Origin of the sequence: Alkalihalobacillus deserti (assembly GCF_020734105.1) — a bacterium.
Lineage (GTDB): Bacteria > Bacillota > Bacilli > Bacillales > Bacillaceae_D > Halalkalibacter > Halalkalibacter deserti.
The window spans coordinates 14,834-38,213 of sequence record NZ_JAJAFR010000021.1; the positions used below are offsets into that span (position 1 = coordinate 14,834).

Here is a 23,380-nt window from a genome sequence, read left to right on the forward strand (position 1 = left end):
ATATAACAGTCCGTATGTAACGATTATATTGCCAAGGTAGCAGCGACGCTTTTATCCTATTAAACTCTTACCTTGGTAATAAATAAACCAACTATCAGCGTAAAAGGAGTCCGGTATGAAGATTTTCCGAATCCATAAAGGTTGGTTCATTTTAGGAATTACGCTTTTAAATCTATTTGCTTGTTTGGGATTAGGACGATTTTCTTTAGGAGCTATCCTTCCTTTCATGAAGGAAAGCTTGAGTATGTCCTATACAGAAGTGGGGATCATCGCATCAGCCGTCTTTTTAGGTTATCTTATTGGAGCTATTTCAGTGGGGTATTTTGTCCAGCGATTTACTGCGAAACGGGCTATTATCTTGGCTTTGATTATTGTTGCCTTGGGAATGGGAATGAGTACAGTCGTTTTTAACTTTTGGTCATCTTACGTTTCTTTATTGATCATTGGACTCGGTTCAGGGGCTGCAAACGTTGCATCATTGAGTATCGTAGGAAAATGGTTCTCGGTAAAGCTTCGAGGAATGGCAATGGGAATTGCACAATCAGGCTCAGGATTAGGAATGGTCATCGGTGGATTTTTAGTTCCTTCAATTATGTTAGTCAATAATGACGGCTGGAGAATAAGTTGGGGTGTTCTTTCCATTATCGTGTTACTCATTATTTTTATCAACGTAATTTTCCTAGAAGACAATCCAGAGGAGTTACATTTGAAGCCTGTTGGAACAAAGGGTAAATTAAAAGAAGAAATAAAGAAAAACGAAAAAAAAGAGAATGGTTTATTAATCGATCATGTCTATAAGGATAAAACGATTATTCTAATAGGACTTATTTATTTAACATGGGGATTCTCTTATATAATTTTCTCTACGTTTTTAGTTGATTATTTAATCATTGATACCTCAATTGATAGCACAAAAGCAGGAAAGTATTATGCGGCAGCTGGAATCGCAAGTATTGTGAGCGGTTTTATATGGGGAATTTTGTCAGATAGAATTGGTAGAATGTTGACTTTATTTATTGTCTACTTTTTTCAATCCTCCTTATTGTTACTTTTGGGATTAACAAAACAACCACTTCTCCTGTTAGTTGTCATCATTTTATATGCATTATCACTATGGGCTGTCCCAACTGTCATTGTAGCTGCTGTAAGTGATAGGACAACTGCTCACAAAGCCTCTATGGCTATTGGATTTATCACGCTCTTCTTTGGAATTGGTCAGTGGATCTCTCCAATGATCATTGGGGCACTCCTTGATGCTTATGGGAGTTATAAGGCAGCTTTTTTTGTATCAGCATTCATTTGCTATTTTGGTAGTTTAGGATGCATCGTGATGCATGTAAAATCAAAAAACAAATTAAGAAAAGTAGAGAAATCACCGGCCTAAAAGGAGTGATAATAAAATGGATAATAAATTTAAGACGAGTGACTTTATGAAGGTGATTCATGCAGGGGGAAAACCACCTAATTGCGATGAAACATTAAATATTAAAATAAATAGAGCGCAGGATGGCGTTGCCCAATGTACGTGGGTCGTCGATGAAAGATATTTAAACGGTGTTGGAGTAGTAATGGGGGGATTTATTTCGTCAGCTGCTGACATTGCGATGGCCTATGCCATTTCAACACTGTTAGAAGAGAATCAATCATTTGCCTCGATTAATCTTAATACAACGTTTCATCGACCTTTGTTTGTTGGAGACGTTCACGTAGAAGCAAGGGTAGAGAAAAAAGGGAAGAAAATTGTCTATCTTATATGCGAGATCGTGCAAAATGGGAAAAAAGTAGCGAACGTTGATTCATCGGTTATCGTGTTAGAGAATTAATAGAGTTTTTTTAATTCTATTGACATAATGTCCTTACTACCTTATATTTTCATAGTATGACGTATAAAAAACGGTATATATATAATGGAAATACCGGAGGGTTAGTCATATGAAAAATAGTAAAGTATAGGACATAACAATTATCGGAGGAGGTCCGACTGGATTATTTGCAGCTTTTTATGCTGATATACAGAGATCATTGATGTTGACGATGTAATTATAAACTATGGCTTTGTATCATCACTAGGACCGATGAAAAATTGGGGGCTTTCGATTAAAAAGAATTCAATCGTTGTAAACTCAAAAATGGAAACCAATATACCTGGAGTTTATGCAGCAGGTGATATTTGCATATATGAAGGCAAAGTAAAATTAATTGCAACAGGATTTGGTGAAGCGCCTACTGCAGTTAATAATGCAAAATCGTTTATTGACCCTGATGGAAAAGTACAGCCTTTTCATAGTACAAGTGTATTTGCGTAGTTCTGTTAAGGTAATAATCGTTGTTCGCTTATCAGGCAGGAACCACGGACATTAGGTGGATCTCCTGTCTGTTTTTAATTGATAATATAGTCGAATCGATGGACTTAACTTATGAAAAGAAGTTTGACAGAGTAAGGTCATTAACCTTATAATGAAAGTGCTTACATTACTTAATAATATAATGACGTTATTAAACGTCATATAATTATTTGTTATATTGAGTTAAGATCTTCTGAAAATAGCCTGTGTCAAATCAGAACCAAAAAACACAGGACAGGTGAAGGAGTGGGATCGAAACGAAAGACTTATAGAACAGAAAACAATGAACTGGATAATATTGGATTGGTAAGTCGAGGAAAATCACCCGCGATGAAAAATACTGAATATTCAGTTAAATGAAACGTGTATGACCGAAAGAACGAGCAATCTTTCCAAATGTACGGAAACTAAGGAGGTTAAAGTGATGAGAAAAAAGAGGGAGTATGGTGAAATCCAACCAGGTATTAAGTGGGGACCTTTTACGTTACGAATTCCTGGAGTTCATGTTGGTATAACTCCGAGTCAACACATCCAAGGGGGATTATTACTTTTGGCTACTGGTGGAGCGACCACTCCGTTAGTAATGCATTATTTCGATGTATCATTTGACATTGCGTGGACGGTCTTGCTCGTCATGTTTTTCTGGATACTGCTCCAAAATGTGTTGTTCGGCGATGTGTATGCAGGTGGTGGCATATCAGCAGCACTTCCACTAACCATCGTATTTTTAAATGGTTTTACCCCTGGTACAGAATCGATCCATGCAATGATGGCGGTTACATTTGTTGTTGTTGTGTTATTCTTATTTTTCGGCGTAACAAAGCTGGGGGAACGGTTCAATGATATTGTACCTGGAACGCTCAAAGCCGGGATCATTATGGGAGCTGCGATAGCTGCGCTTCAGTCTGAACTAGAGCGTCTTCCGTCAATGCCTATTACCTTGATCACGGCGTGGGTTATTGTTTTAGTGTTAATGTTTTCTATCCCATTTTCTAAATTACCCAATTCAGCTCTTAAAATGTTTGTCGGAGCAAATGCATTACTTATTTCATTCCTAATCGCAGGGATAGTTGGAATGATTTCAGGTGAAATAAAATTTAGTTTCGAATGGGGATTTTTTATACCACAGATTGGTCAGTCTTTATCTACACTTGCACCTTGGTCGGTTGGCTTACCTTCTTGGAGTATGATTATAGCTGCACTCCCACTTGGGCTAATGATTTATATACTAGCGTTTGGGGATTTATTAGTTGCTGGTACGCTTCTAGAAGGAGCAGATAAAAAAAGACCAGATGAAAAAATTGATATAAACACAACACGAAGTCATTATGTTTTGGCAATTAGAAACTTTATACAGTTGATCACGGCTGGCCCGCTTGTTATGTTACACGGCCCGATCTGGACCGGGGTTCAAGTTTTCATAATTGAGCGTTATAAAAAAGGACGAGTAGTGATGGATTCGATCTTTACCGGAACCATTAATTTCTACATTGCTGCGATTCCGTTAGGGTTGTTATTACCAGTCGTTGCGATTATTATGCCTCTTTTTCCTGTCGCACTGTCAGTTACAATATTACTTACGGGCTTTGCTTGTGCTTATGTTGCGATGTCCATGGTAACTACGAATATTTCCCGCGGGCTCGTTATTACGATTGGATTGCTTACGGCAGTCCAAGGGCCTGCTTGGGGGATTGGTGCAGGTCTTGTTCTCTATCTGATATTAATCGGAAAAGAAGGGGAAAAAAAGGCTGAAGAAACTGAACAAGTAAAGATTTCTCAGAAAGCAGGATAAATAAGATAGGAAAAAAGGATCTACTAAAACTAGGCTATCATCTAACCTAGATAAACCTTATGTGAATAGCAAGCTACCATATCTCCTATAGGGGAGTGGGTAGCCTTTTTATATTAAGCAAAACGTAATTAATAACACATTATGTTGCTTTTTTCTGTCTGCATGTAAAATACACCCGTTCGAAAAGTAGAAAGGGAGTTGATAATAGAGCAATCTTCTAGCGCGATTCATGAATAAGAGATTGATAATCCTCTTCAATAGTACTATTATCAAGTTTTATTTTCTTTAATTCACGCTCAAGTTTTTGATTTCGAAGTTGTAATTCTCTAATTTCATTTTTAAAATCATCATTTTCACGTTGGAAGTACAGGTGTTTGTACACTTGTTTGATTCATTGTTTGCAAGGATTGAACAACTGACTCTAAAGACATCTCGGTATCTAGTGATTGTCCACTTAGTTCCGCAGGCGGTTGAGGCTGCCACAGAGGTCTCATTTGAGAATAATTTGAGAAAGGAAATGCCCTTTTCTTCTTTACGCTCTTTCTTTGAATCCACAATTTGTTTCATATAACTAATTCTGAACAAGAACATTCCATCTAAACCCACAAGCTGCAGATGTTTAATTCATCTCCTACTTTATCGAACGCGTGAAGTTGAGTACTACCTTCTCAGTTTGGAGATAAACATTTTATAAGTATGATGTTAATTCGTTAAACGAATGTGGGGAAAATCGATCCTGATATAGAGAAACAGCGCGAAATGGAAATCGACCAAATCATAGCCCCTTTTGTTAAACTAATTCTTCATAATCCACATTATTTAGGTGACTTAGCTCAGGGAGGTAGTACAACAAAAAAGTGTAACTGATAAAGCAAGGGAGGTTAATAATCTACAAAATTATATTGTAGTGCCTATCGATGCTTACGGATAACCTCAGCTAATTCTTGCTTTCGAAAGTCTGGGATCATAACTGTTGTAACGCGCTGCTTTATTATGGTTACTGTTCTTTTTTTTACTACCTTTTTTTATTATCTGCCTACCGCTGTATTAGCAGCCATTATAATAACAGTAATATATAAATTAATAGATATTAAGGAAATGAGGAGACTCTTTAAAGTTAACTCATTTAAAGGTTGGATTTGGGTAGCGACATTCTTTGTTACATTATTTAGCAGGTAATTAATGGGGTATAAATCTTTCAAAATTTTTCATAAGTATCCCATTTCTCGATGTTTTGGTGACCTGAGAAATTTTAAATATAATTGGAACCATTGCATTTGCGATAAGTGGAGCCATTGTCGCAGTGGAAGAAGAATATGATATTTTAGGAATTTATATACTTGGGCTTGTTACAGCGTTTGGCGGTGGTGCCATACGTAACGTTTTAATCGGCGTGACTATTTCCGCTCTTTGGGAACAGGACTCGTTATTTTTGACTGCACTAGTTGACAGCGGGCTTAATTGTCGGTCTAGGAATTGCAAATGACCCGATTGAGCTATATTTATTATTTATCATGGTTGTTGTTCTTAGAATGTGTACCGCGTACTTCAATTGGAAAATACCATACCGTTCATTAGTTGAAAACAATTCTAAAACAAGGAAGATGGACTCCTAAACTTGCTAAAGCTTCCATAACCTTAAGAGGAAGAAATGCAGGATACTTTTTCAGTGATCTCGAACATTAAATTTGAGTACACCAAAAATTAACCGAACGAGAGGTAGACAAGCTCTTTACTCATCTGTTGTCATTAGATGAAATGGAGATGAAATGGAGATGAAATGGAGATGGAATCAGAGATGGAACAAATGATGGAGCGGATAGCTCCTTATATGGGAATTGAGGATACGACAGAGTTAAGTGCCGAACAAGATGAGGCAACGTTTTCAGATGTATCAACGACTTTTCAATTAAGCGAGTCGTTTTACTTATCAGACAACCCTAGCTTCTTGATCTACAATGGGACGGACGCCTTTTGATTCAATAAACTTCGTGTCTTCTTTTTTGTCTTTAAAATTATAGAAATCCAGATTTCGGGATGTGTTTTTCAATGGTCTCGCACAGTCCATTGCCCCTCACCTATTCTATAGTTGAAAAATTTTTATATAGCATATTATTAAGGTAAAATAACATTGAGATCTTATCACTTTCTTTTTTTCTATTATATGGACAAAAACATTAAAGGTGGCATTGTGATGGATAATAACTATCAATATAAGCTAGAAGAAATGATTAGAAAAAAGAATAAAGAAATAGATTTATTAATGGAAGGGATCCGTTCCATCACATCATCACTGGATAAAGAATATGTTCTAACCCAGATTATTAAGAATGCACTTACTGTAATCCCAAATGGAGAAACTGGATTTTTAATGTTGTATGATCCATCAATTGATCGTCTTATTCCTAGAACAGTCATTGGATTTAATGATAATATTAAAAATTTCAAGACAAAAATAGGAGAGGGTATAACAGGGAAAGTATTTGAGGATGGGAAAGCAAGAATTTACGACTCCAGTTCAAAAATTTATGAAGAAATGGGTAATCTTTCAAATGAAAATTTTAAGATCCTACACGCATCATTAAGTAATAATATGCAAATAAAAACAGCTATAGGAGTACCTGTCTCGGTTAATAAAAAAAGAATAGGCGTTATGATCGTTCATCAATTCAATAATGAATGTAAACTAAGCTTGGATGATGTCAATCTATTGCAAGGCTTTGCTGATCAAGCGGCCATTGCGATTCAAAATGCAAGGCTGTATTCTGAAGTGAAGTCAAGGTTGCAGGAAATAACTGAATTAAGTGAACAACTACAGGAAAAAAACGAGTTTTTATTAAAGAGAAATAAAATACATGAAACATTAACTGAATTTTCCCTACAAAATCAGGGAGCAGAAAAAATTACAAATGAAATATCACGAATGATAAATAGTCCAGTTTATTTTATGAGTTATCTAGAGAATAAATTTTATCCAATAAAAATAAGAAACAAGACTCCCTTAAGTATCGACGAATTAATGTTATTATCATTTGACTATAAAAAACCTAAATATATAGATATAGTAGATGAAAAAGTGAATCAACGTTTTTATTTTTATCCTGTCATTAATGGTTCTATTTTTTTAGGTTGTTTTATTGTTTCGAGTAATCCTCCTTTAACGAAACTGGAAAAGATTACAATTGAGCAAGGAGCCTCGGTATTAGCTTTAGAACTAATTAGAAAGCAAACATTAACCGAAATTCAATATAAAAAAACAGGAGAGTTTTTTTATGAAATCCTTGAAAATAAAGACGAGGATTATTTGCGACACAAAGGAAATGAATTTGGCCTGAATTTAACAGATTATTTATTTTGTGTCATTTTTCAAACTTCCCAACAAGAGGATGTTCAAAAACTCGATACCAAGATACATAGATTAATTTCAGTCATAAGAAAAATTATGTTTAACGTAAATTTTGTTATTTATGCAACGAATAATAAAGTAATTTTACTCGTATCGATAAGTAATCTAGATACTCAAAAAGAAATTTTGAATAGATTAGAAATGTTTGTTAAAGATTGGATAACAGTTGAGAAGTCTCCTTACAGCATAGGAATTGGTAATATATATAATGGAATAAGTAATATAAAAAAAAGCTATAATGAAGCAGAGAAAGCTGTAAGTTACTTAGTCAATCATCAAAGAATAGGAATTATGCTCTATACTGATATAGGTCTAAATCGTCTATTTTTAAATCAGGATTCTAAAGAAATTATGGTTTTTATAGAAGAAACTTTTGAGCCATTACGAAATGAATTTGGAAGTAGAAATGATCTAGAAAAAACACTAGTTACTTATATTTCAACTAATAAGTCGATAAACTCTACTGCGGAACAACTTCATATTCACACCAATACTCTCTACCAACGGCTAAGAAAAATAGAGAAATTATTGAATATTGATTTTAATAATCCTGAAGATACATTAAAAGTACAATTAGCTTGCCATATGATTGAAACATTTAATAAATCCGTTTAGGTAAAGTTTCTATAAAAATCTCATAAGATTCCCCTAATATTCACCACAAAGCAGATACGATTTTCATCTGCTTTTTTTATCGTCAGGAAATTATAGATTTTTTCATCTGTGGATAAGCACTTTGAATAATAAGAATAGGAATCTAGCTTCACCGCCCAGCGACTAGTGTGACTTCCCTCACCCTCCTTACGATAAGTAAACAATCGATTTGCTCTACAGCTCATCGTGTATCCTTATCTCCTACAGGCGAAAGACTTGCTCCCATACGTCGCTAAATGGGGCGCTTGCGCCTTTTGTCGCGTGCCATAATGAGTGGTGATTCCACCATAAAATTAATAAGAAATATGGTTGAATGCACATTGTATAAATTTTCTGACACTTTATACTTATTACTATATATATTTTACAAAATTAATTTTGATAGTAAGGAGAGATTCTAGTGATTGAACATGTATTGTCTAAGTTTAAAGAGCTATATCCAGAATTAATAGATATTCGACGAGAATTACATATGTATCCAGAAGTAGGGTTCAAAGAGGTAAATACCCCTAAAAAAATAGCCGAGTATTTACGTAATTTAGATATTGAAGTTCAAACGGGTATTGGAGGAAATGGAGTTGTTGGAAGAATTCGAGGTGGTAAACCTGGAAAAGTAGTAGCACTTAGGGCAGATTTTGATGCACTTCCAATACAAGATGAGAAGGAAGTTGACTATCGATCTAAGATTCCAGGTGTAATGCATGCTTGTGGGCACGACCTTCATACTGCTGTATTACTAGGTGTTGCAAAAGTATTAAATGAGGTAAAAGATGAGATTGAAGGAGATGTAGTTCTCATCCATCAATTTGCGGAGGAGATCATTCCAGGTGGGGCTAAGGCAATGATTGAGGCTGGTTGTCTAGACGGCGTCGATGTCATTTATGGAGCACATGTCATGTCTCACGAACCTTTTGGAAAAGTTGGTATTAGTGAAGGTTATATGATGGCTGCGGGCGATACATTTGAAATAGAGATATTTGGTAAAGGTGGACATGGGGGGATGCCTCATACAACTGTGGATGCTCTTCTTGCTGGATGCCAACTTGTGATGAGTTTACAACAAATTGTGTCAAGACGTATTGATCCTAATGAGTCAGCAGTTGTTTCTGTTTGTTCATTTAATTCGGGAGAAGCCTCAAATGTTATCTCCGATACTGCAAAAATAACAGGAACTGTACGAACTTTCGATGAAAACGTTAGAGATCAAGTAGAAAAAACAATTGAAACTCTTGTAAAAACAACGTGCGAGGGTGTAGGTGCGACATCATCTTATAAGTATACTAGGGGATATCCATCTCTTAAAAACGATTCAAATGAGACTAAAAGAATTGAAAGATTAGCTAAAAAAATTGTGGATGAGGATAAGGTAGTACACATCCCAAAGATTACTGGAATGGAAGACTTTTCCTATTATTTAAAAGAAGTACCCGGTACATTCGTTTTTGTAGGTGGGGGAAATCCTGAAATAAATGCAATTTACCCACACCATCATCCGAAGTTTGATGTTGACGAGCGTGCCATAATAACGATTGGTCAACTTTTTATTTCAGCAGTATTTGATTATTTAAACGGAACTAGTATTGATACGTAATGTAACGATATCAACAAGAAATTAAGATAAATGATTCAAATAAAACGTGAAAATGGTAGCGTTTTCAAATGCTACCAAATATTATGAATGAGGTGAAAAAATGGATTACTTAGAAATTGCAAACAGTCCGTATATGTGGCTTGCTGCAGCTAGTGCGGTATTGGTTGTATTTGTACAAGCCTTTATATTCGTAAAAAAATCGTTAGTGGTAGGAAAAGAAATTGGTTTATCGAATGTTCAGATGAAAAGTGCTATGAAAAGTAGTATGATTTCATCAATTGGTCCATCAATTGTTATTTTATTTGGATTAATCTCCCTATTAGTAGCTATAGGGGGACCGATGGCCTGGATGAGGTTATCTTTTATAGGATCTCTGCCATTCGAATTATTGGCTGCGGGGTTTGGAGCCGAAGCGATGGGTGTTAGTTTAGGTTCTGAGAATATGACAGGTACTGTATTTGCCAATTCTGTTTGGACAATGGTATTAGGGTCTTTAGGGTGGATTGTTTTTACTGGACTATTTACACATAAAATGGAAAAAATGCAAACGTTTCTCACGGCCGGTAAAAAGGAACTTGTTCCAATCATATCTATATCTGCAATGATTGGAGCATTTGCTTATTTTAGTGCAGACCGAATTTTAAATATAGATAAGGGGACAATTGCTTTATTTATTGGAGCAATTACTATGCTTGCTTTAGCATGGACAGCTGATAAGAATAACATACAGTGGCTAAAAGAATGGGGATTAACAATTGCCATGTTTGCAGGTGCAATAATAGCATTTTTAGTTTAATTTTGTAAAATCTGATGTGCTATTTTAAATTATATATAAACCGGAGGGAAGATAGATGAATAACGCTAAGCGAGAATTACCTGTAGATTCAGAGAAAAATAATTATTTATATAAAGATGACTATATCCCTTTTATCGTAAAATGGGGAAGAATAACGTGCTTTTTAGGACTGATCTTATCATTTGCTCCTTTATTTGTTTTAACATTTATTTATGGCTTAATCCCTGATGCATCAAGTATACTTACTGGTTTTATTGCAATAGCGGGAGTTGCTGCTGTTCTATGGATTATTGAACCTATATCATATTATCCAATTTTAGGGATACCGGGAACCTACATGTCTTTTCTTTCTGGAAATATCGCGAACCTTCGCTTGCCTTGTGCTACGGCAGCACAAAAAGCTGCAGATGTTGAGCCTGGAACTGAAAAGGGGGCTATTATATCTACGTTAGGGATCGCAGTTTCAATTATTGTAAACGTTTTAATATTGACACTCGGAGTACTGCTAGGTTCATCGTTACTTGCAAGTTTACCAGATGGAGTGAAAGAAATGTTTAACTATATTCTTCCTGCATTATTTGGTGCGATATTTGGCCAATTTGCAATTTCTCAGCCCAAAATAGGTATATTTGCTATAACCGTAGCGCTAATCATGGCTTGGTTGATGAAAAGTGGCCATTTAAGTTTTTTACCAGGCCATCCTTCATATGCTGTAATCATTACTTCAATATTCGGTACGATCATGTTTGGAAAATTTCTTTATAATAAAGGTATTATAGGGAAATAAAGAATGTAGAAAAAATGGGACAGGGAAAAACCCTTGGGACAAAGGGAACTGGTTCCTTGTCCCTTGTCCATAATATGTAAGCACCACAATAAACAAAGCTAGGAATATCCGCAACCTCCTAACATGCCAATTGATATTGGTGCCTGACCCCAAGCGCATTACCGTAACGGGTCAGGTACCCATCTGTGAATTGTCGTTGTATCTGAGGGTAGTAAGGACTGGCATGGAACGAATATTGCTGATTTAGTCAGATATATTAACTATAATAATTTTGACATTATCCAAAGCCAAATCCACTCTGTATTTGACCTTCTTTATAATAGTTATTCAGACAAACTTTTAGAAGTGATGAAAATAGCAAATAAGTTTCCGAGCATAAATCTGAAAACCTATACTGTAATAGAAAAGGTAATGAACCAAGTCGAATTTAGAAGTCTTGATTTTGTACTGCATCAGCCATTACGGATGCTGATCAAAGATCCAGTCAAACTTAAAGACGATGAACGTAAATATGCAATGAATATATTAACCCATACTGATTTCGTTATTTTTAACAAATTGGATAAAATGGCCGTACTAGTAGTTGAAGTTGATGGATATGCGTTCCATGCAAATAATCCTACCCAGCTTAAGCGAGACGAAATGAGAGATCATATATTGCAAAAGTACGGGATTCCAATCATTAGAATGAAAACAACAGGAAGTGAAGAAGAAACATTACTCCGTAAGAAGCTTTTAGAGTAGCATTATCCTTTTTTGAGTCAACTTGTTTTTCCTTACCAACAAAGTCGAAAACTGGAAAACAAAGTTGGGTACTGACGTAAACACAAAGGAGATGGCTCATTCAGCTGTCTCCTTTTTTAGTTTAAATATTAATAAAGAAATTTATCAAAAATTTGGAGGTTATATTAATGTAAAACAAAGATGTTTGTAAGATCGAGATTATAAATTCCTTACTCAAGTAAAGCAAGCGAAATAACTGAAAAGAACCATTGAATTGTTCGTCTTTTATAAAGGAGGGAGGAAAATACATGAAAGAAAATAAAGAAAGCCCTGAAAGACGAAGAGAGAGGATGAGACAAGAAGAGTTAAAACGAAACCCAGGAGGAAACATGAGAGATGCTTCTAACAGAGCTCAGTATGGAGGTCTTATGGATTTAGTCATAGGTCTTGGTTGGAAAGGAACAGGCATACTTATCCTTGTTATCATCGTTGGATCCATCATCACATCTTTCTTCTTCAACTAAATTGGCAGGTTAGTTGCACAAGTTATAAATTGAATAGTTTAAAGTTATAGAGCATTTCGCAGTAATGACGAATGCTTTTTATTTTGTCTAAAATTAAAAGGCAAATTCTATAAACAATAACAATGTAATAAGAATCAATAATAATTTATTGTGAAACAATAAATTATGTGGTAGATTTAAATTAACAACAAATAAATGAGGTGCTTTTTATGAAACGAAGTTCAACACTCTTTTTAAAGATAGCTGTTATTTTTATTGGCATTCCGGTTCTTGCTTTGTGTTTATTTTTGTTACCTCAGATAGCGAATGAAGCAAATGAAGCAGCAGAAAGAGGTTCAGATTTGGCTTTTGTGGTATATGGTATTTTAATGGTTATGTATGTTTCGGGGATCCCATTTTACTTCGCTTTGTATCAATCTTTTAACCTTTTAAGCTATATTGACAAGAACCAAGCTTTCTCGGAATTATCTGTAAGAGCTCTAAAGAAAATCAAAAACTGTGCCATCACAATCAGTGGCTTATATGTGGTAGCCATACCATTCGTCTATATCATAGCGGAGGTAGATGACGCACCGGGTCTCATAATCATCGGAATGGTCATGATTTTTGCTCCCATGGTGATTGCTGTCTTTGCGGCTGTTCTTCAAAGACTTTTACAAGAAGCCATCGATATAAAATCAGAGAACGACTTAATAGTCTGAGGTGAATAACATGGCAATAATAATCAATATTGATGTGATGCTGGCTAAAAGGAAAATGAGCGTAACAGAACTTTCGGAGAGGGTTGGAATAACAATGGCTAACCTGTCTATATTGAAAAATGGAAAGGCAAAAGCGATTCGACTATCCACGTTAGAAGCGATTTGTAAGGCTTTAGACTGTCAGCCGGGAGATCTTTTAGAATACAAAAGTGACGATGATACTCAAGAATAATAGACAACAATTCTCTTCAAATTTTCAGACATGACCAGCACATTACAAAAACGCTACAAAGGATATGAGTCCAAGTTCTATAAAATAAGAGAAATGGTGTTTGTTCCAATTTATGCCCAAAAGCATAAAACAACCTTATGCTTTTCTCAAGACATCTGTAACTACACAGCTACTGGTAGAGCGAAAATCCACAAAAACTTAAAAGCAGTAAATAAAAATGTGCTTGGCTACGTTATGAAAAATTTTTCCCGAATCGAACGATTGAGTACAACGTTAATCGCATAAGTAGATTCATTGTACAATATGGAAAATGTACTGTATTAGGATTTGGACTTGGTTTTATTTAACAAAATAACCTATTGATATCGTCAAGCCGAGGAAGTAATAATTTATAAGTTAGTTGACACTAGAAAATAAATTATTATATAATTATCTCGAATTCGAGGTAAAAGAAAGAAGAATGGTAATCATGGATATTCAGGACAAAAAACAATATGAAGAGGATTTGTCTCTAAAGTTATTTATTGTTTTGTCACGAGCTTTACAATCAATAAAGAAACGTGTCGAAGAAGACATAAAGTGTTTGGGACTAAATCCAACTGAGTTTGCAGTTCTTGAGTTGATTTATAGTAAAGGAGATCAACCAATACAAAAAATCGGCGAAAAAGTATTGATTGCAAGCAGTAGTATTACTTATGTGGTAGATAAGTTAGAAAAGAAAAATTTAATAGAGAGAAAACCTTGTCCAAAAGATCGACGTATCACATATGCAGCAATAACATCAGAAGGAACTGAATTAATGAATAAGGTGTTTCCTAAATATAGAGCAGCGATTCAAGAAATATGTGATGGATTAGATTTCAATGAAAAAACAGTCTTGATTCAGTAAATAAAAAAATTAGGATATCACGCCCAAGGTTATTAAATTTTTTTAGTTTGATATCTCAAATTAATTATATATTATATAATACTATACTGATTAGTAATAAATTATGTTGATTTTTCCTACTGACACAGTTACGTAACTGTTTGTTGAGTTCTTGATAATACGCAATAGATGCCATGTTTTAATAGGTAATGATCAATTATCAATATTTTTTAGTGAAATACCTCGAACTAAAGATTTTTTAATTTGAAAGGAGTATAAAAAAGTTGTCAGATTTTATTTAATTGGTAAAAGAGAGACGATCTGCAAGCAACTTTCTTCCAGATCATACGATTACAAAGAAAGAACTAAATGAAATTTTTGATTTAGTTAAACTTAGACCTTCAGCTTTTAATCTTCAACATATAAATTATTTAACAGTTATTGATCCTTCAATAAATCAAAAAATTTACTGATGACTAAATGGTTTTGGTTTGAGTCGTTATTGAAAATTTATTAATAAGTATAAATAATATCTCGAATACATTATATATTAAGTAGTAATATACTCAATGGAGATAAGCGAATTGGAAATACTTTCGTTTGTTTACAATAAAATTGGAGGAAAAAAGATTATGTCAAACAAAAATGAAATTGGAACATTATTATTACGATTAGTGTTAGGGATTGTTTTTTTAGCACATGGTGCTACGAAATTCCAAGGTGGTATCGAAACTATAGTTGGCTGGTTTGATAGTATAGGTTTACCAGGAGGGCTGGCTTATGTTGTGGCCACACTTGAATTGGTTGGAGGAATCGCTTTAATACTAGGTTTTGGAACTCGAATTGTTTCTGCATTATTAGCACTATTATTGATTGGAGCTATTTTTAAAGTGCAATTAGCAGCAGGTTTTGTAGGTGGTTATGCTTACGATCTAGTGTTACTAATAATAGCTGTTCACCTATCATTAAATGGAAGTAAGTTATATTCTCTTGGTCAACTTTTCTTTAGAGGTCAAGAAGACAAAAGTTCGTTTGCTAAATCAGCTTAATTATCTCGAAAGAAAGAAAAATGAAATTGAGATAGAATAAATAGTTCCAAACTAGGGGAAAAGAACATGAAAACATTGAGAATCACTTATTTTCAATGGAGGTGGTTCTTATTAGAATCAGATAAAACGAAACAAGAAAAGTAGGTGTATAGGTGTGGGATTTCTAGAAAAATTATTTGGAAACACAAAGGAGACGAAAAATATGTCAAACATTAAATTAGCAGTTATTTATTACAGTTCAACTGGAACAAACTATCAATTAGCAAAGTGGTCTGAAGAAGGTGGTAAAGCAGCAGGTGCGGAAGTGAAAGTATTAAAAGTTCCTGAACTTGCACCTCAAGCAGCGATTGATTCAAATCCTGCTTGGAAAGCTCATGTTGAAGCAACGAAAGATGTGCCTGAAGTAACTTTAGATGATCTTGAATGGGCAGATGCGATTGTCTTTAGTGTACCAACGCGTTTTGGTAACATGCCAGCTCAAATGAAACAATTTATCGATACAACTGGAGGTCTATGGTTTAACGGCAAACTTGCAAACAAAGCAGTAAGTGCTATGTCTTCAGCAAGTAACGCACATGGTGGTCAAGAAGCAACAATCCTTTCTCTATACACTACAATGCATCACTGGGGCGCAATTATTGCTTCTCCTGGTTACACAGATCCTGTTCAATTTACTTCTGGCGGAAACCCGTACGGAGTAAGTGTAACTGTCGGTCAAGATGGTAACATGCAAGAAAATGTTGAAGAAGCAGCAAAATATCAAGCTAAACGCACAGTTCAGGTTGCAGAGTGGATTAAAAAAGGAAATCAATAATAGATAGTGAGCCAATCAATATTTTTGATTGGCTCTTTTTAAAAATTGTCACCGAGAGATATGATTGTGGAAAGGATGGACGTGAATGGCTATTCATATTGAAGTCATATCTGAATTAGGCGAAGATGCGCTTGAAGTAATCTGGAATAATACCAATGATGCGATATTTACACTTGGACAAGACGGTGCGGTTCTTAATGCAAATCCAAGCTTTACTGCTATTCTCGACTGGGCGATTGACGAGATAAAAGGGGTAACCCCGCCATCTTTTCTTTATAACATATCAATATAGGATTACAAAGAGAAAAAGCAAAGGTGGAAAAGTGTTAGACATCTAAGTTATTTTGATCCAGTGGTTTGCAACTGAAGGAAACCCATTGTGGAAATATATGGATCCCGGGCAAAACGATAAAATAAAGATGGTGTAGAAAAAACTGTTATTTTTGAAGCTAAGAGACTCCCTACTTGTCATGGTTGATTCTCTTATTAGAACCAGGTTTATATAACCTTATCTAGGTCAATTAACCGTCCATTCGGTTTAAACAACAATTATATTAACAACAAAACTCACATTGGATTTCAACTTCGAATGCGAGTTTACATGATAATTGTCTTGCTTAATTAAGCACCTGATAGAATTTTGGCGGACACTACGTACGTTATTTTCAAAAAAACATCACTTTGAAGGTGTTAGTGGACACTGAGTACGTTATTGTCTGAAAATCACGACAGCCTCCCTATCTATAAGCTAAATAGCGGAACCACGGTCCGTTCACCGCTGTAACAAGAAAGTCGTTTTAAAATACATATACAATTAGCATCCAATTTTTCGCAATTGCACATAAATTTATGCGGTATTGCTAAAACAGGTGTTAATATAATGGCTATTTCACTAGTTGAAAAAATGTTTGATATAACTATAAAAAAGAGAAACGAAAACGGTGCGATTTCCGCCTCTACATGGTATGTTTTTTAGTCTGTTCCAAACGAAGACTATCATGAGAATGCCATTATTAAATCTTTTTTTATTGTAACTAACGTCGATCAACTTTGAGTTTTTGTTTAGCTTAATACATCATTTCTCTTCTGTTTCTTCCGTTTCTATCTCTACCCAGAGCTGAGACCAATTTTCTACCTCTTTTAATATCGGTTCTAATGAATGACCTTTTTCTGTTAGCGAGTACTCAATAATAACGGGTGTTTCAGGTATGACCTTTCGCTTTATAATTCCTTGCTGTTCTAAGTCTTTTAATCGTTCAGACAAAACCTTTCCACTAATTCCGATAGAAGATTGGATGGTGCTAAACCGTTGCGAAACGGACAATAATTGATAGATAATTAAAGCTGTCCAGCGTTGACTTAAAAGCGAAATCGCTTTTTCAAAGCGAGGACAAATAATAGATGGTTCCATTTCTTTCACCCCTCTAGTTAAATATATCACGTTATCATTTGAAATTAAATTACTAAAGTGAATAAAGTTACTTGACAATAGTAACTTATTAAAATAAACTTACTTACATAAAGTAACTTAATAAACCAAAGAAAAATAAGAACATAAGTAGTAAAAGATTTCATGTGTAAGTTTAGGTCTTATTTTTTTGTCATGGATGTCAACCTTTCAAGGGGGCAAATTAGTAAGTAGAAAATAATAGGAGGGATGACTATGAGATTTCATCGTAAACCAACGACTTTTGTAGACCATGTAAAGTTGAGAGTAGAGAATTTAGAACGCTCTCTTCACTATTATCAAGAGGTTATTGGTTTTAAGATTCTAGAACAAACGAAAACAACAGCGAAATTAACAACAGACGGCAAAACGAGTGTGTTGTCAATTGAACAACCAGAACATGTTGTACGAAAGCAAGGAAGGACTACGGGGTTGTATCACTTTGCCCTGCTTTTGCCTAATCGCTCAGATTTAGCGAATATTGTCTTTCATTTTATTGAAAAAGAAGTCCAAATTGGTTCATCAGACCATCTTGTCAGTGAAGCTCTTTATTTATCCGATCCGGATGGGAATGGAATTGAAATTTATGTTGACCGCGATCCTTCCGAATGGAGCTGGAATAACGGGAACGTGGCAATGACAGTAGATCCGTTGAATTTTGAAGATCTTCTTTCAAATGGAAAACAGCAGGAGTGGAAAGGTCTACCAGTTGGAACTGTTATGGGACATATTCATTTACATGTAGCAGAATTGCAAAAGACTGAACAGTTTTATACGAAGGGACTCGGTTTTGAAGTCGTTAACCGCTACGGGGCACAGGCACTTTTCATTTCGACTGAAAAATACCATCATCATATCGGATTAAACACATGGAATGGTGTTGGTGCACCTACACCTCCTGTAAATAGTGTTGGATTGGAATCCTTTACGTTAATGCTTGCAAATGAGGAAACAAGAAATACGATTATGGCTCAGTTGAAGGAGATTGGCGCATCTGTCACTGAAGAAAATGGTATGTTTGTGACCTCAGATCCTTCTGGAAATCGTATTTACTTAAAGATTTAACCCAAACACGCGTATAAGGTAACTATGATGGAGGAACATTCCGCTATGAAAGAAGATATAAGAAATACAGGAATAGAAATTGGATTATATACACTTGGAGATATAGGTTCAGACCTTCATACAGGTAAAACCATTAGTGCTAGGCAACGAGTAAAGGAAATAATTGAAGCAGCAAAACTTGCTGACGAGGCTGGACTTGACGTTTTTGGAGTTGGCGAACATCACCGACTAGATTATGCTGTATCGGCTCCGCAAGTTGTCTTGGCAGCCATTGCTCAGGTAACGAAACGCATCAAATTGACAAGCGCAACGACAGTGTTAAGCACGGTTGACCCTGTTCGGTTATTCGAGGACTTCGCTACGTTGGATTTGCTATCAGACGGTCGTGCAGAAATAATCGCTGGTCGAGGAGCGTTTGTGGAATCTTTCCCGCTTTTCGGTTATAACACAAATGACTATGATGCGCTATTTTCAGAAAACATCGATTTACTGTTAAAACTGAATGAAAACGAGACGCTCTCCTGGACTGGTCACTTTCGCTCCTCATTAAGGGATGCTGAAATTGCGCCTCGACCTGTTCAACAATTACCAATATGGGTTGGGGTTGGCGGTACACCAGAAAGTGCAGCTCGTGCGGGCAAGGTAGGGGTAGGAATGGCTATGGCAATTTTAGGAGGTGATCCAGTACGATTTAAGCCACTTGTTGATTTATACCGTAAAGCTGGTACCGAAGCTGGATATGCTATTGAAGATCTCAAGGTAGGGGTAACGGGTCATGGATATATCTCAAAGACAACCGAGCAAGCCAAAGACGAGTTCTATCCTTATTATTCACATTACTGGTCGTATGTTAACCAGCAACGAGGAATGGGATTTAAGATGTCAAGAGCAGATTTTGAAGAGATGACAGGCCCAGATACGGCATTGTTCGTAGGCAGCCCTCAACAGATCACCGAGAAAATCCTGCGTCAATACGAGCTGTTTGGGCATCAACGTTTCCTTGCCCAGATTGATATAGGCGGATTGCCATTTAAGGAAGTAGCTGCTGGCATTGAGCTATTAGCTACGGAAATAGCTCCAATTGTGCGAAAAGAAACGAGTAAATGAGTTTGCATGTCGATTTAAACAAGCAAGAAGTAGTCAATATAGGCGGTGTTATAGATGGGTTTTTTAGACAGAATATTTGGTAAACAACCTAAGGAGGAAGAAACAATGACAAAGGAAAAATTAACGATCGGAATTATTTTAGGGAGCACACGTCAAGGACGAGTAAGTCCACAAGTTGGAGAATGGGTAAAAGAAATTGCTGACAAACGTGGGGATGTAAATTATGAAATCGTAGATATTGCAGACTTCAAATTGCCATTTTTAGGGGAGGGAGATGCACCTGGAATTGCAGCTTGGAATGAAAAATTGGCTACCTTGGATGGATTTGTATTCATCGTTCAAGAATACAATCACAGCATTACAGGAGCTTTAAAAAATGCACTCGATCTAGCTCGTGAAGCATGGAATGACAAAGCAGCAGGGATCGTAAGTTATGGTTCGACGGGTGGAGCTCGTGCAGCTGAACATTTACGTGGAATCTGCGGTGAATTAAAAATTGCCGACGTTCGCGTGCATCCAACATTGTCTTTATTTACAGATTTTGAAAATGGCACAGATTTCAAACCTCAATCTCTACATCTAGATAATGTCAATGCTATGCTTGATGAAGTTGCCGCATGGAGTGGGGCATTAAAAACTTTGAGAGAAAAACGTTAATTGAAGGAAAGTCGGATGGAGAAGAACATGTAACTCGAATATCGGACCCTATTAGAAAACATCTGGTATTCGGGTTTTAAAACTTTTGCGAAACAAACCTCGTCTATTATTAATCGTTTGACGAAAGGTTATTAGGAACATAAATTCATTTCCGGATATAGAAACAGAGAAGAATCAAAGTGTCTGTTTGACAACCATCTACAGTTGTAACTATAATGGTTACATGGTGGTGAATCCATATGAAAAATAGCCGATTTGCTGTTGCGATTCATATTCTGTCAATAGCATCGTCTCAACCTAGAGCAACATCTGATTTCATTGCGAGCAGTGTTAATACGAATCCAGTCGTCATACGACGCATAAGCGGTTTGTTAAAAAAGGCTGGACTCTTAACTTCACAAGCGGGAATTCCAGGTGTTAATCTAACAAAAGAGCCTTCCGAAATAACTTTGTTGGATATTTATAAGGCGGTTCAAGGAAAAGACGAAACAACTTTTTCCATACACGAAGACCCTAACCCTAAATGTGTGGTTGGGAGAAGTATTCAAGCCACACTTGAGAATAAATTCATGCGGGCACAGAGTGCGATGGAAAAGGAATTAGCAAGTCAAACCCTTGATGACATCATACAAGATCTCTTTAATTAAAGAGATTTTTTCACCACTTAAATGTAACTACTATTGTTACAATAAATCATTAGGAGGATTATAAATTATGAACATTGCAGTTATTGGAGCAAGTGGAAAAGCAGGTAGTTTTATTTTGAAAGAAGCCGTCCGTCGCGGGCATCAAGTAACAGCCATTGTACGAGATGCTTCAAAACTAGCAGACAAAAGTGTTGAAATCATTGAAAAAAATATATTTGACCTAACAACAGAGGATGTCAAGCCATTTGCCGTAGTTGTCAATGCCTTTGGTGCGCCTCTTGGTGAAGAACAAGCTCATGTCGATGCTGGTCATGCACTCATCGAGGCGCTTAAAGGTACAAATACAAAAGCAATCATTGTCGGAGGCGCTGGAAGCCTTTATGTAGATGAAAATAAAACGGTTAAGGTTATCGATACACCTGATTTTCCTGATTTTATTAAACCAACAGCAAAAGGTCAAGCACGAAACCTGAACGAATTACAGGAAACAACCGATCTAACTTGGACATTCATCAGTCCGTCAGCTGTATTTGACCCCGAAGGAAAGAGAACAGGATCTTATCAAGCAGGAAAAGATCATCTGCTTGTTAATTCAAAAGGCGACAGCTATATCAGCTATGCTGACTATGCAATCGCTGTACTCGATGAAATAGAAAACCCTCAGCATATTAATGAAAGATTTACTGTTGTTGGTGAAGCTAACTAAAATATAAGGAGCTGTAATTTTTATTACAGCTCCTTATATTTTCTAAATAGTAAGAGCATTTCTTATGTTAAACTAACGATCAGTTATATACAGTATCCTTGGGTATAGGTATCTGGATTTCTACAAATAAAATTGCATTTTGAAAAAAGATTGATCTCCGAATTTCCTTCAGTTACTTCATCACTTGTTTTTGGAACATCTTCATTCTTTAATTGTCTATTAATGAAACTTTGGAATGTTGTTCAAATAAGAACATATTCTCTTACTAAGCACAAGACGTAAGGGTATTCGCCTTGAATCAACTCCAATAAAAATGTTTTAGCACTATTCTTTTTATCATTAAGAACTTTATAACTTAGGAATTGATCTTTTTCTACAAGGAAGAATGCTCTTAAAACGTCCTACTAATTCGCCTGAAAAAAGATCCGGAGATGTTATTTTGAGAGTTATCGATTATTACGATGTTCGTATAATTAGTAATAATGGGTAGTTACTCTAAATTGAAAAGAGGTATAGGATGATTCAACTATCAGAGATGCCCTTTGAACAAAGTGACATGTGGCCGTCTGGGAGTGTTGAAAAAATAATCTTTCAACGGATGAGTGAAGATCCAATCGTTTATTCGTATCAATCCATAGTCGAATTATCGTTTGAAATTGCATTACGAAAACAGATCATGGTAAGTGCAAGAGCCATGAAAAAAAGTAATGTACAGTTTGAAACCTTTGAAAAGTCCCGTTGTAACCATTACTACTGGGATTTGGTGAATACCGGTGGGTTTTTGTTACGACCTAGTGTGAAACCATCTGACGCGATTCAAGACATTTACAGGAACAGTTCACAATATGCGTTTGAATGTGCAACGGCAATGATCATTATCTATTATCATGCGGTGCTAAATAATATTGGCGACCATGTTTTTAATCAATTATTTCAACACATTTATTTATACAGCTGGCACTATGATCCTGATCTTAGAATAAACTCAATGAATACCGACCATCTTTTACCTGGAGATGTTGTCTATTTTAATAACCCGGACTTTCATCTGGAAACCCCTTGGTGGAGAGGAGAAAATGCCGTTGTTCTCGAAGATGGTACGTATTTTGCACATGGATTAGGAATAGGGACGGCTGAACAAATAATTCACGCTCTGAACGATAGTAGAAATCTTGGGAGTAATCAATCAGCCTATCAGACAAATTTAGTAACAAGGCCATCTTTTAAAGATTTGGCGAAATTTTCGATGCTGCCACGAGGCTATATAGCTTATAAAATTCAACATGCCGTAATACACCATAACGAAAGTTCGATTCCCTGTGATCGATATCTATTCTATTTAAATAAGTTGTATAATCAGATGACCTATCTAAATCCATTCCTATGAGTAGAATAGGTTACTGAAGAGGTGTAATGATTAGGTTAGTGCGTTCCTGTTTTACAGGGTTAAAGGTAAGATACGACAGTAC

Annotated in this window: 25 protein-coding genes and 3 pseudogenes; 26 read left to right on the forward strand and 2 right to left on the reverse strand. The window is 35.8% G+C overall.

The window, feature by feature from the left end; all coding sequences use genetic code 11:
* Window positions 1-115: 115 nt before the first annotated feature.
* From LDX58_RS21635 to LDX58_RS21650, 4 genes and pseudogenes are all read left to right on the forward strand, one after another.
* Window positions 116-1,384 (forward strand): MFS transporter, encoded by a 1,269-nt coding sequence (locus LDX58_RS21635; protein ID WP_227939332.1) that lies wholly within the window; start codon window positions 116-118, stop codon window positions 1,382-1,384.
* Window positions 1,385-1,400: 16 nt separating this feature from the next.
* Window positions 1,401-1,823: a PaaI family thioesterase gene (locus LDX58_RS21640; RefSeq protein ID WP_227939334.1), complete on the forward strand. Its 423-nt coding sequence runs from the start codon at window positions 1,401-1,403 to the stop codon at window positions 1,821-1,823.
* 195 nt (window positions 1,824-2,018) lie between these two features.
* Window positions 2,019-2,306 (forward strand): annotated as a pseudogene (locus LDX58_RS21645) (NAD(P)/FAD-dependent oxidoreductase); the annotation flags it as partial.
* A gap of 463 nt (window positions 2,307-2,769) precedes the next feature.
* Window positions 2,770-4,137, forward strand: a complete 1,368-nt coding sequence (locus tag LDX58_RS21650; RefSeq protein WP_227939335.1) for a hypothetical protein — start codon at window positions 2,770-2,772, stop codon at window positions 4,135-4,137.
* Window positions 4,138-4,354: 217 nt separating this feature from the next.
* Here LDX58_RS21650 and LDX58_RS21655 read toward each other — a convergent pair whose 3' ends face one another.
* On the reverse strand, window positions 4,355-4,519 hold the full coding sequence (locus LDX58_RS21655) for a hypothetical protein (RefSeq protein ID WP_227939336.1): 165 nt from the start codon (window positions 4,517-4,519) through the stop codon (window positions 4,355-4,357).
* Between the two features lie 584 nt (window positions 4,520-5,103).
* Between LDX58_RS21655 and LDX58_RS21660 the strand changes: the two genes are divergently transcribed.
* The 16 genes and pseudogenes from LDX58_RS21660 to LDX58_RS21735 all read left to right on the forward strand — a co-directional run bounded on the left by LDX58_RS21660 (window position 5,104) and on the right by LDX58_RS21735 (window position 16,574).
* The gene (locus tag LDX58_RS21660; RefSeq protein ID WP_227939398.1) at window positions 5,104-5,316 is read left to right on the forward strand and encodes a SulP family inorganic anion transporter; all 213 of its coding nucleotides are present in this window, start codon (window positions 5,104-5,106) and stop codon (window positions 5,314-5,316) included.
* A gap of 70 nt (window positions 5,317-5,386) precedes the next feature.
* Window positions 5,387-5,753: pseudogene (locus LDX58_RS21665) on the forward strand (trimeric intracellular cation channel family protein).
* Window positions 5,754-5,917: 164 nt separating this feature from the next.
* Window positions 5,918-6,115 (forward strand): hypothetical protein, encoded by a 198-nt coding sequence (locus LDX58_RS21670; RefSeq protein WP_227939337.1) that lies wholly within the window; start codon window positions 5,918-5,920, stop codon window positions 6,113-6,115.
* A 216-nt stretch (window positions 6,116-6,331) separates the two neighbouring features.
* On the forward strand, window positions 6,332-8,158 hold the full coding sequence (locus LDX58_RS21675) for a helix-turn-helix domain-containing protein (protein ID WP_227939338.1): 1,827 nt from the start codon (window positions 6,332-6,334) through the stop codon (window positions 8,156-8,158).
* Between the two features lie 439 nt (window positions 8,159-8,597).
* Window positions 8,598-9,788 carry a M20 metallopeptidase family protein gene (locus LDX58_RS21680; protein ID WP_227939339.1) on the forward strand — a complete coding sequence of 397 codons (1,191 nt, stop codon included), beginning with the start codon at window positions 8,598-8,600 and terminating at the stop codon, window positions 9,786-9,788.
* Window positions 9,789-9,888: 100 nt separating this feature from the next.
* Window positions 9,889-10,584 carry a DUF5058 family protein gene (locus LDX58_RS21685; RefSeq protein ID WP_227939340.1) on the forward strand — a complete coding sequence of 232 codons (696 nt, stop codon included), beginning with the start codon at window positions 9,889-9,891 and terminating at the stop codon, window positions 10,582-10,584.
* A gap of 55 nt (window positions 10,585-10,639) precedes the next feature.
* Window positions 10,640-11,371 (forward strand): small-conductance mechanosensitive channel, encoded by a 732-nt coding sequence (locus LDX58_RS21690; protein ID WP_227939342.1) that lies wholly within the window; start codon window positions 10,640-10,642, stop codon window positions 11,369-11,371.
* 411 nt (window positions 11,372-11,782) lie between these two features.
* Window positions 11,783-12,115 (forward strand): DUF2726 domain-containing protein, encoded by a 333-nt coding sequence (locus tag LDX58_RS21695; RefSeq protein ID WP_227939344.1) that lies wholly within the window; start codon window positions 11,783-11,785, stop codon window positions 12,113-12,115.
* Between the two features lie 287 nt (window positions 12,116-12,402).
* A complete protein-coding gene (locus LDX58_RS21700) occupies window positions 12,403-12,618 on the forward strand; it encodes a DUF6366 family protein (RefSeq protein ID WP_227939346.1) in 216 nt (71 codons plus the stop codon).
* 209 nt (window positions 12,619-12,827) lie between these two features.
* Window positions 12,828-13,319, forward strand: coding sequence for a DUF2975 domain-containing protein (locus tag LDX58_RS21705; protein ID WP_227939348.1), 492 nt, complete (start codon window positions 12,828-12,830; stop codon window positions 13,317-13,319).
* A gap of 10 nt (window positions 13,320-13,329) precedes the next feature.
* Window positions 13,330-13,551, forward strand: a complete 222-nt coding sequence (locus tag LDX58_RS21710; RefSeq protein WP_227939349.1) for a helix-turn-helix domain-containing protein — start codon at window positions 13,330-13,332, stop codon at window positions 13,549-13,551.
* Window positions 13,552-14,020: 469 nt separating this feature from the next.
* A complete protein-coding gene (locus tag LDX58_RS21715) occupies window positions 14,021-14,440 on the forward strand; it encodes a MarR family winged helix-turn-helix transcriptional regulator (protein ID WP_227939351.1) in 420 nt (139 codons plus the stop codon).
* Between the two features lie 281 nt (window positions 14,441-14,721).
* A pseudogene (locus LDX58_RS21720) lies at window positions 14,722-14,886 on the forward strand (nitroreductase family protein); the annotation flags it as partial.
* Window positions 14,887-15,051: 165 nt separating this feature from the next.
* Window positions 15,052-15,468: a DoxX family protein gene (locus LDX58_RS21725; RefSeq protein WP_227939355.1), complete on the forward strand. Its 417-nt coding sequence runs from the start codon at window positions 15,052-15,054 to the stop codon at window positions 15,466-15,468.
* A 202-nt stretch (window positions 15,469-15,670) separates the two neighbouring features.
* Window positions 15,671-16,282: an NAD(P)H:quinone oxidoreductase gene (wrbA, locus tag LDX58_RS21730; protein ID WP_227939357.1), complete on the forward strand. Its 612-nt coding sequence runs from the start codon at window positions 15,671-15,673 to the stop codon at window positions 16,280-16,282.
* A gap of 85 nt (window positions 16,283-16,367) precedes the next feature.
* Window positions 16,368-16,574, forward strand: coding sequence for a PAS domain S-box protein (locus tag LDX58_RS21735; protein ID WP_227939361.1), 207 nt, complete (start codon window positions 16,368-16,370; stop codon window positions 16,572-16,574).
* A gap of 783 nt (window positions 16,575-17,357) precedes the next feature.
* On the opposite strand, the gene LDX58_RS21740 is transcribed toward LDX58_RS21735, so the two are convergent.
* Entirely contained in the window at window positions 17,358-17,693 is a 336-nt protein-coding gene (locus LDX58_RS21740; protein ID WP_227939362.1) for a winged helix-turn-helix transcriptional regulator, read from the reverse strand.
* Between the two features lie 252 nt (window positions 17,694-17,945).
* On the opposite strand from LDX58_RS21740, the gene LDX58_RS21745 reads away from it, so the two are divergent.
* The 6 genes from LDX58_RS21745 to LDX58_RS21770 all read left to right on the forward strand — a co-directional run bounded on the left by LDX58_RS21745 (window position 17,946) and on the right by LDX58_RS21770 (window position 23,298).
* On the forward strand, window positions 17,946-18,794 hold the full coding sequence (locus tag LDX58_RS21745) for a VOC family protein (protein ID WP_227939363.1): 849 nt from the start codon (window positions 17,946-17,948) through the stop codon (window positions 18,792-18,794).
* A gap of 45 nt (window positions 18,795-18,839) precedes the next feature.
* Window positions 18,840-19,901, forward strand: a complete 1,062-nt coding sequence (locus LDX58_RS21750) for an LLM class flavin-dependent oxidoreductase (RefSeq protein ID WP_227939364.1) — start codon at window positions 18,840-18,842, stop codon at window positions 19,899-19,901.
* A 54-nt stretch (window positions 19,902-19,955) separates the two neighbouring features.
* The gene (locus LDX58_RS21755; RefSeq protein WP_227939365.1) at window positions 19,956-20,558 is read left to right on the forward strand and encodes an NADPH-dependent FMN reductase; all 603 of its coding nucleotides are present in this window, start codon (window positions 19,956-19,958) and stop codon (window positions 20,556-20,558) included.
* A gap of 239 nt (window positions 20,559-20,797) precedes the next feature.
* Window positions 20,798-21,205: an Rrf2 family transcriptional regulator gene (locus LDX58_RS21760; RefSeq protein WP_227939366.1), complete on the forward strand. Its 408-nt coding sequence runs from the start codon at window positions 20,798-20,800 to the stop codon at window positions 21,203-21,205.
* Window positions 21,206-21,272: 67 nt separating this feature from the next.
* On the forward strand, window positions 21,273-21,911 hold the full coding sequence (locus LDX58_RS21765; RefSeq protein WP_227939367.1) for an NAD(P)-dependent oxidoreductase: 639 nt from the start codon (window positions 21,273-21,275) through the stop codon (window positions 21,909-21,911).
* A 517-nt stretch (window positions 21,912-22,428) separates the two neighbouring features.
* Window positions 22,429-23,298 (forward strand): protein-glutamine gamma-glutamyltransferase, encoded by an 870-nt coding sequence (locus LDX58_RS21770; protein ID WP_227939368.1) that lies wholly within the window; start codon window positions 22,429-22,431, stop codon window positions 23,296-23,298.
* Window positions 23,299-23,380 lie beyond the last annotated feature (82 nt).

Coding starts and splice junctions, on each gene's coding strand:
- LDX58_RS21635 (WP_227939332.1), top strand. CDS start 116: ATGAAGATTTTCCGAATCCATAAAGGTTGGTTCATTTTAGGAATTACG.
- LDX58_RS21640 (WP_227939334.1), top strand. CDS start 1,401: ATGGATAATAAATTTAAGACGAGTGACTTTATGAAGGTGATTCATGCA.
- LDX58_RS21650 (WP_227939335.1), top strand. CDS start 2,770: ATGAGAAAAAAGAGGGAGTATGGTGAAATCCAACCAGGTATTAAGTGG.
- LDX58_RS21670 (WP_227939337.1), top strand. CDS start 5,918: ATGGAGATGGAATCAGAGATGGAACAAATGATGGAGCGGATAGCTCCT.
- LDX58_RS21675 (WP_227939338.1), top strand. CDS start 6,332: ATGGATAATAACTATCAATATAAGCTAGAAGAAATGATTAGAAAAAAG.
- LDX58_RS21685 (WP_227939340.1), top strand. CDS start 9,889: ATGGATTACTTAGAAATTGCAAACAGTCCGTATATGTGGCTTGCTGCA.
- LDX58_RS21690 (WP_227939342.1), top strand. CDS start 10,640: ATGAATAACGCTAAGCGAGAATTACCTGTAGATTCAGAGAAAAATAAT.
- LDX58_RS21695 (WP_227939344.1), top strand. CDS start 11,783: ATGAACCAAGTCGAATTTAGAAGTCTTGATTTTGTACTGCATCAGCCA.
- LDX58_RS21700 (WP_227939346.1), top strand. CDS start 12,403: ATGAAAGAAAATAAAGAAAGCCCTGAAAGACGAAGAGAGAGGATGAGA.
- LDX58_RS21705 (WP_227939348.1), top strand. CDS start 12,828: ATGAAACGAAGTTCAACACTCTTTTTAAAGATAGCTGTTATTTTTATT.
- LDX58_RS21710 (WP_227939349.1), top strand. CDS start 13,330: ATGGCAATAATAATCAATATTGATGTGATGCTGGCTAAAAGGAAAATG.
- LDX58_RS21715 (WP_227939351.1), top strand. CDS start 14,021: ATGGATATTCAGGACAAAAAACAATATGAAGAGGATTTGTCTCTAAAG.
- LDX58_RS21725 (WP_227939355.1), top strand. CDS start 15,052: ATGTCAAACAAAAATGAAATTGGAACATTATTATTACGATTAGTGTTA.
- wrbA (WP_227939357.1), top strand. CDS start 15,671: ATGTCAAACATTAAATTAGCAGTTATTTATTACAGTTCAACTGGAACA.
- LDX58_RS21735 (WP_227939361.1), top strand. CDS start 16,368: ATGGCTATTCATATTGAAGTCATATCTGAATTAGGCGAAGATGCGCTT.
- LDX58_RS21740 (WP_227939362.1), bottom strand. CDS start 17,693: ATGGAACCATCTATTATTTGTCCTCGCTTTGAAAAAGCGATTTCGCTT.
- LDX58_RS21745 (WP_227939363.1), top strand. CDS start 17,946: ATGAGATTTCATCGTAAACCAACGACTTTTGTAGACCATGTAAAGTTG.
- LDX58_RS21750 (WP_227939364.1), top strand. CDS start 18,840: ATGAAAGAAGATATAAGAAATACAGGAATAGAAATTGGATTATATACA.
- LDX58_RS21755 (WP_227939365.1), top strand. CDS start 19,956: ATGGGTTTTTTAGACAGAATATTTGGTAAACAACCTAAGGAGGAAGAA.
- LDX58_RS21760 (WP_227939366.1), top strand. CDS start 20,798: ATGAAAAATAGCCGATTTGCTGTTGCGATTCATATTCTGTCAATAGCA.
- LDX58_RS21765 (WP_227939367.1), top strand. CDS start 21,273: ATGAACATTGCAGTTATTGGAGCAAGTGGAAAAGCAGGTAGTTTTATT.
- LDX58_RS21770 (WP_227939368.1), top strand. CDS start 22,429: ATGATTCAACTATCAGAGATGCCCTTTGAACAAAGTGACATGTGGCCG.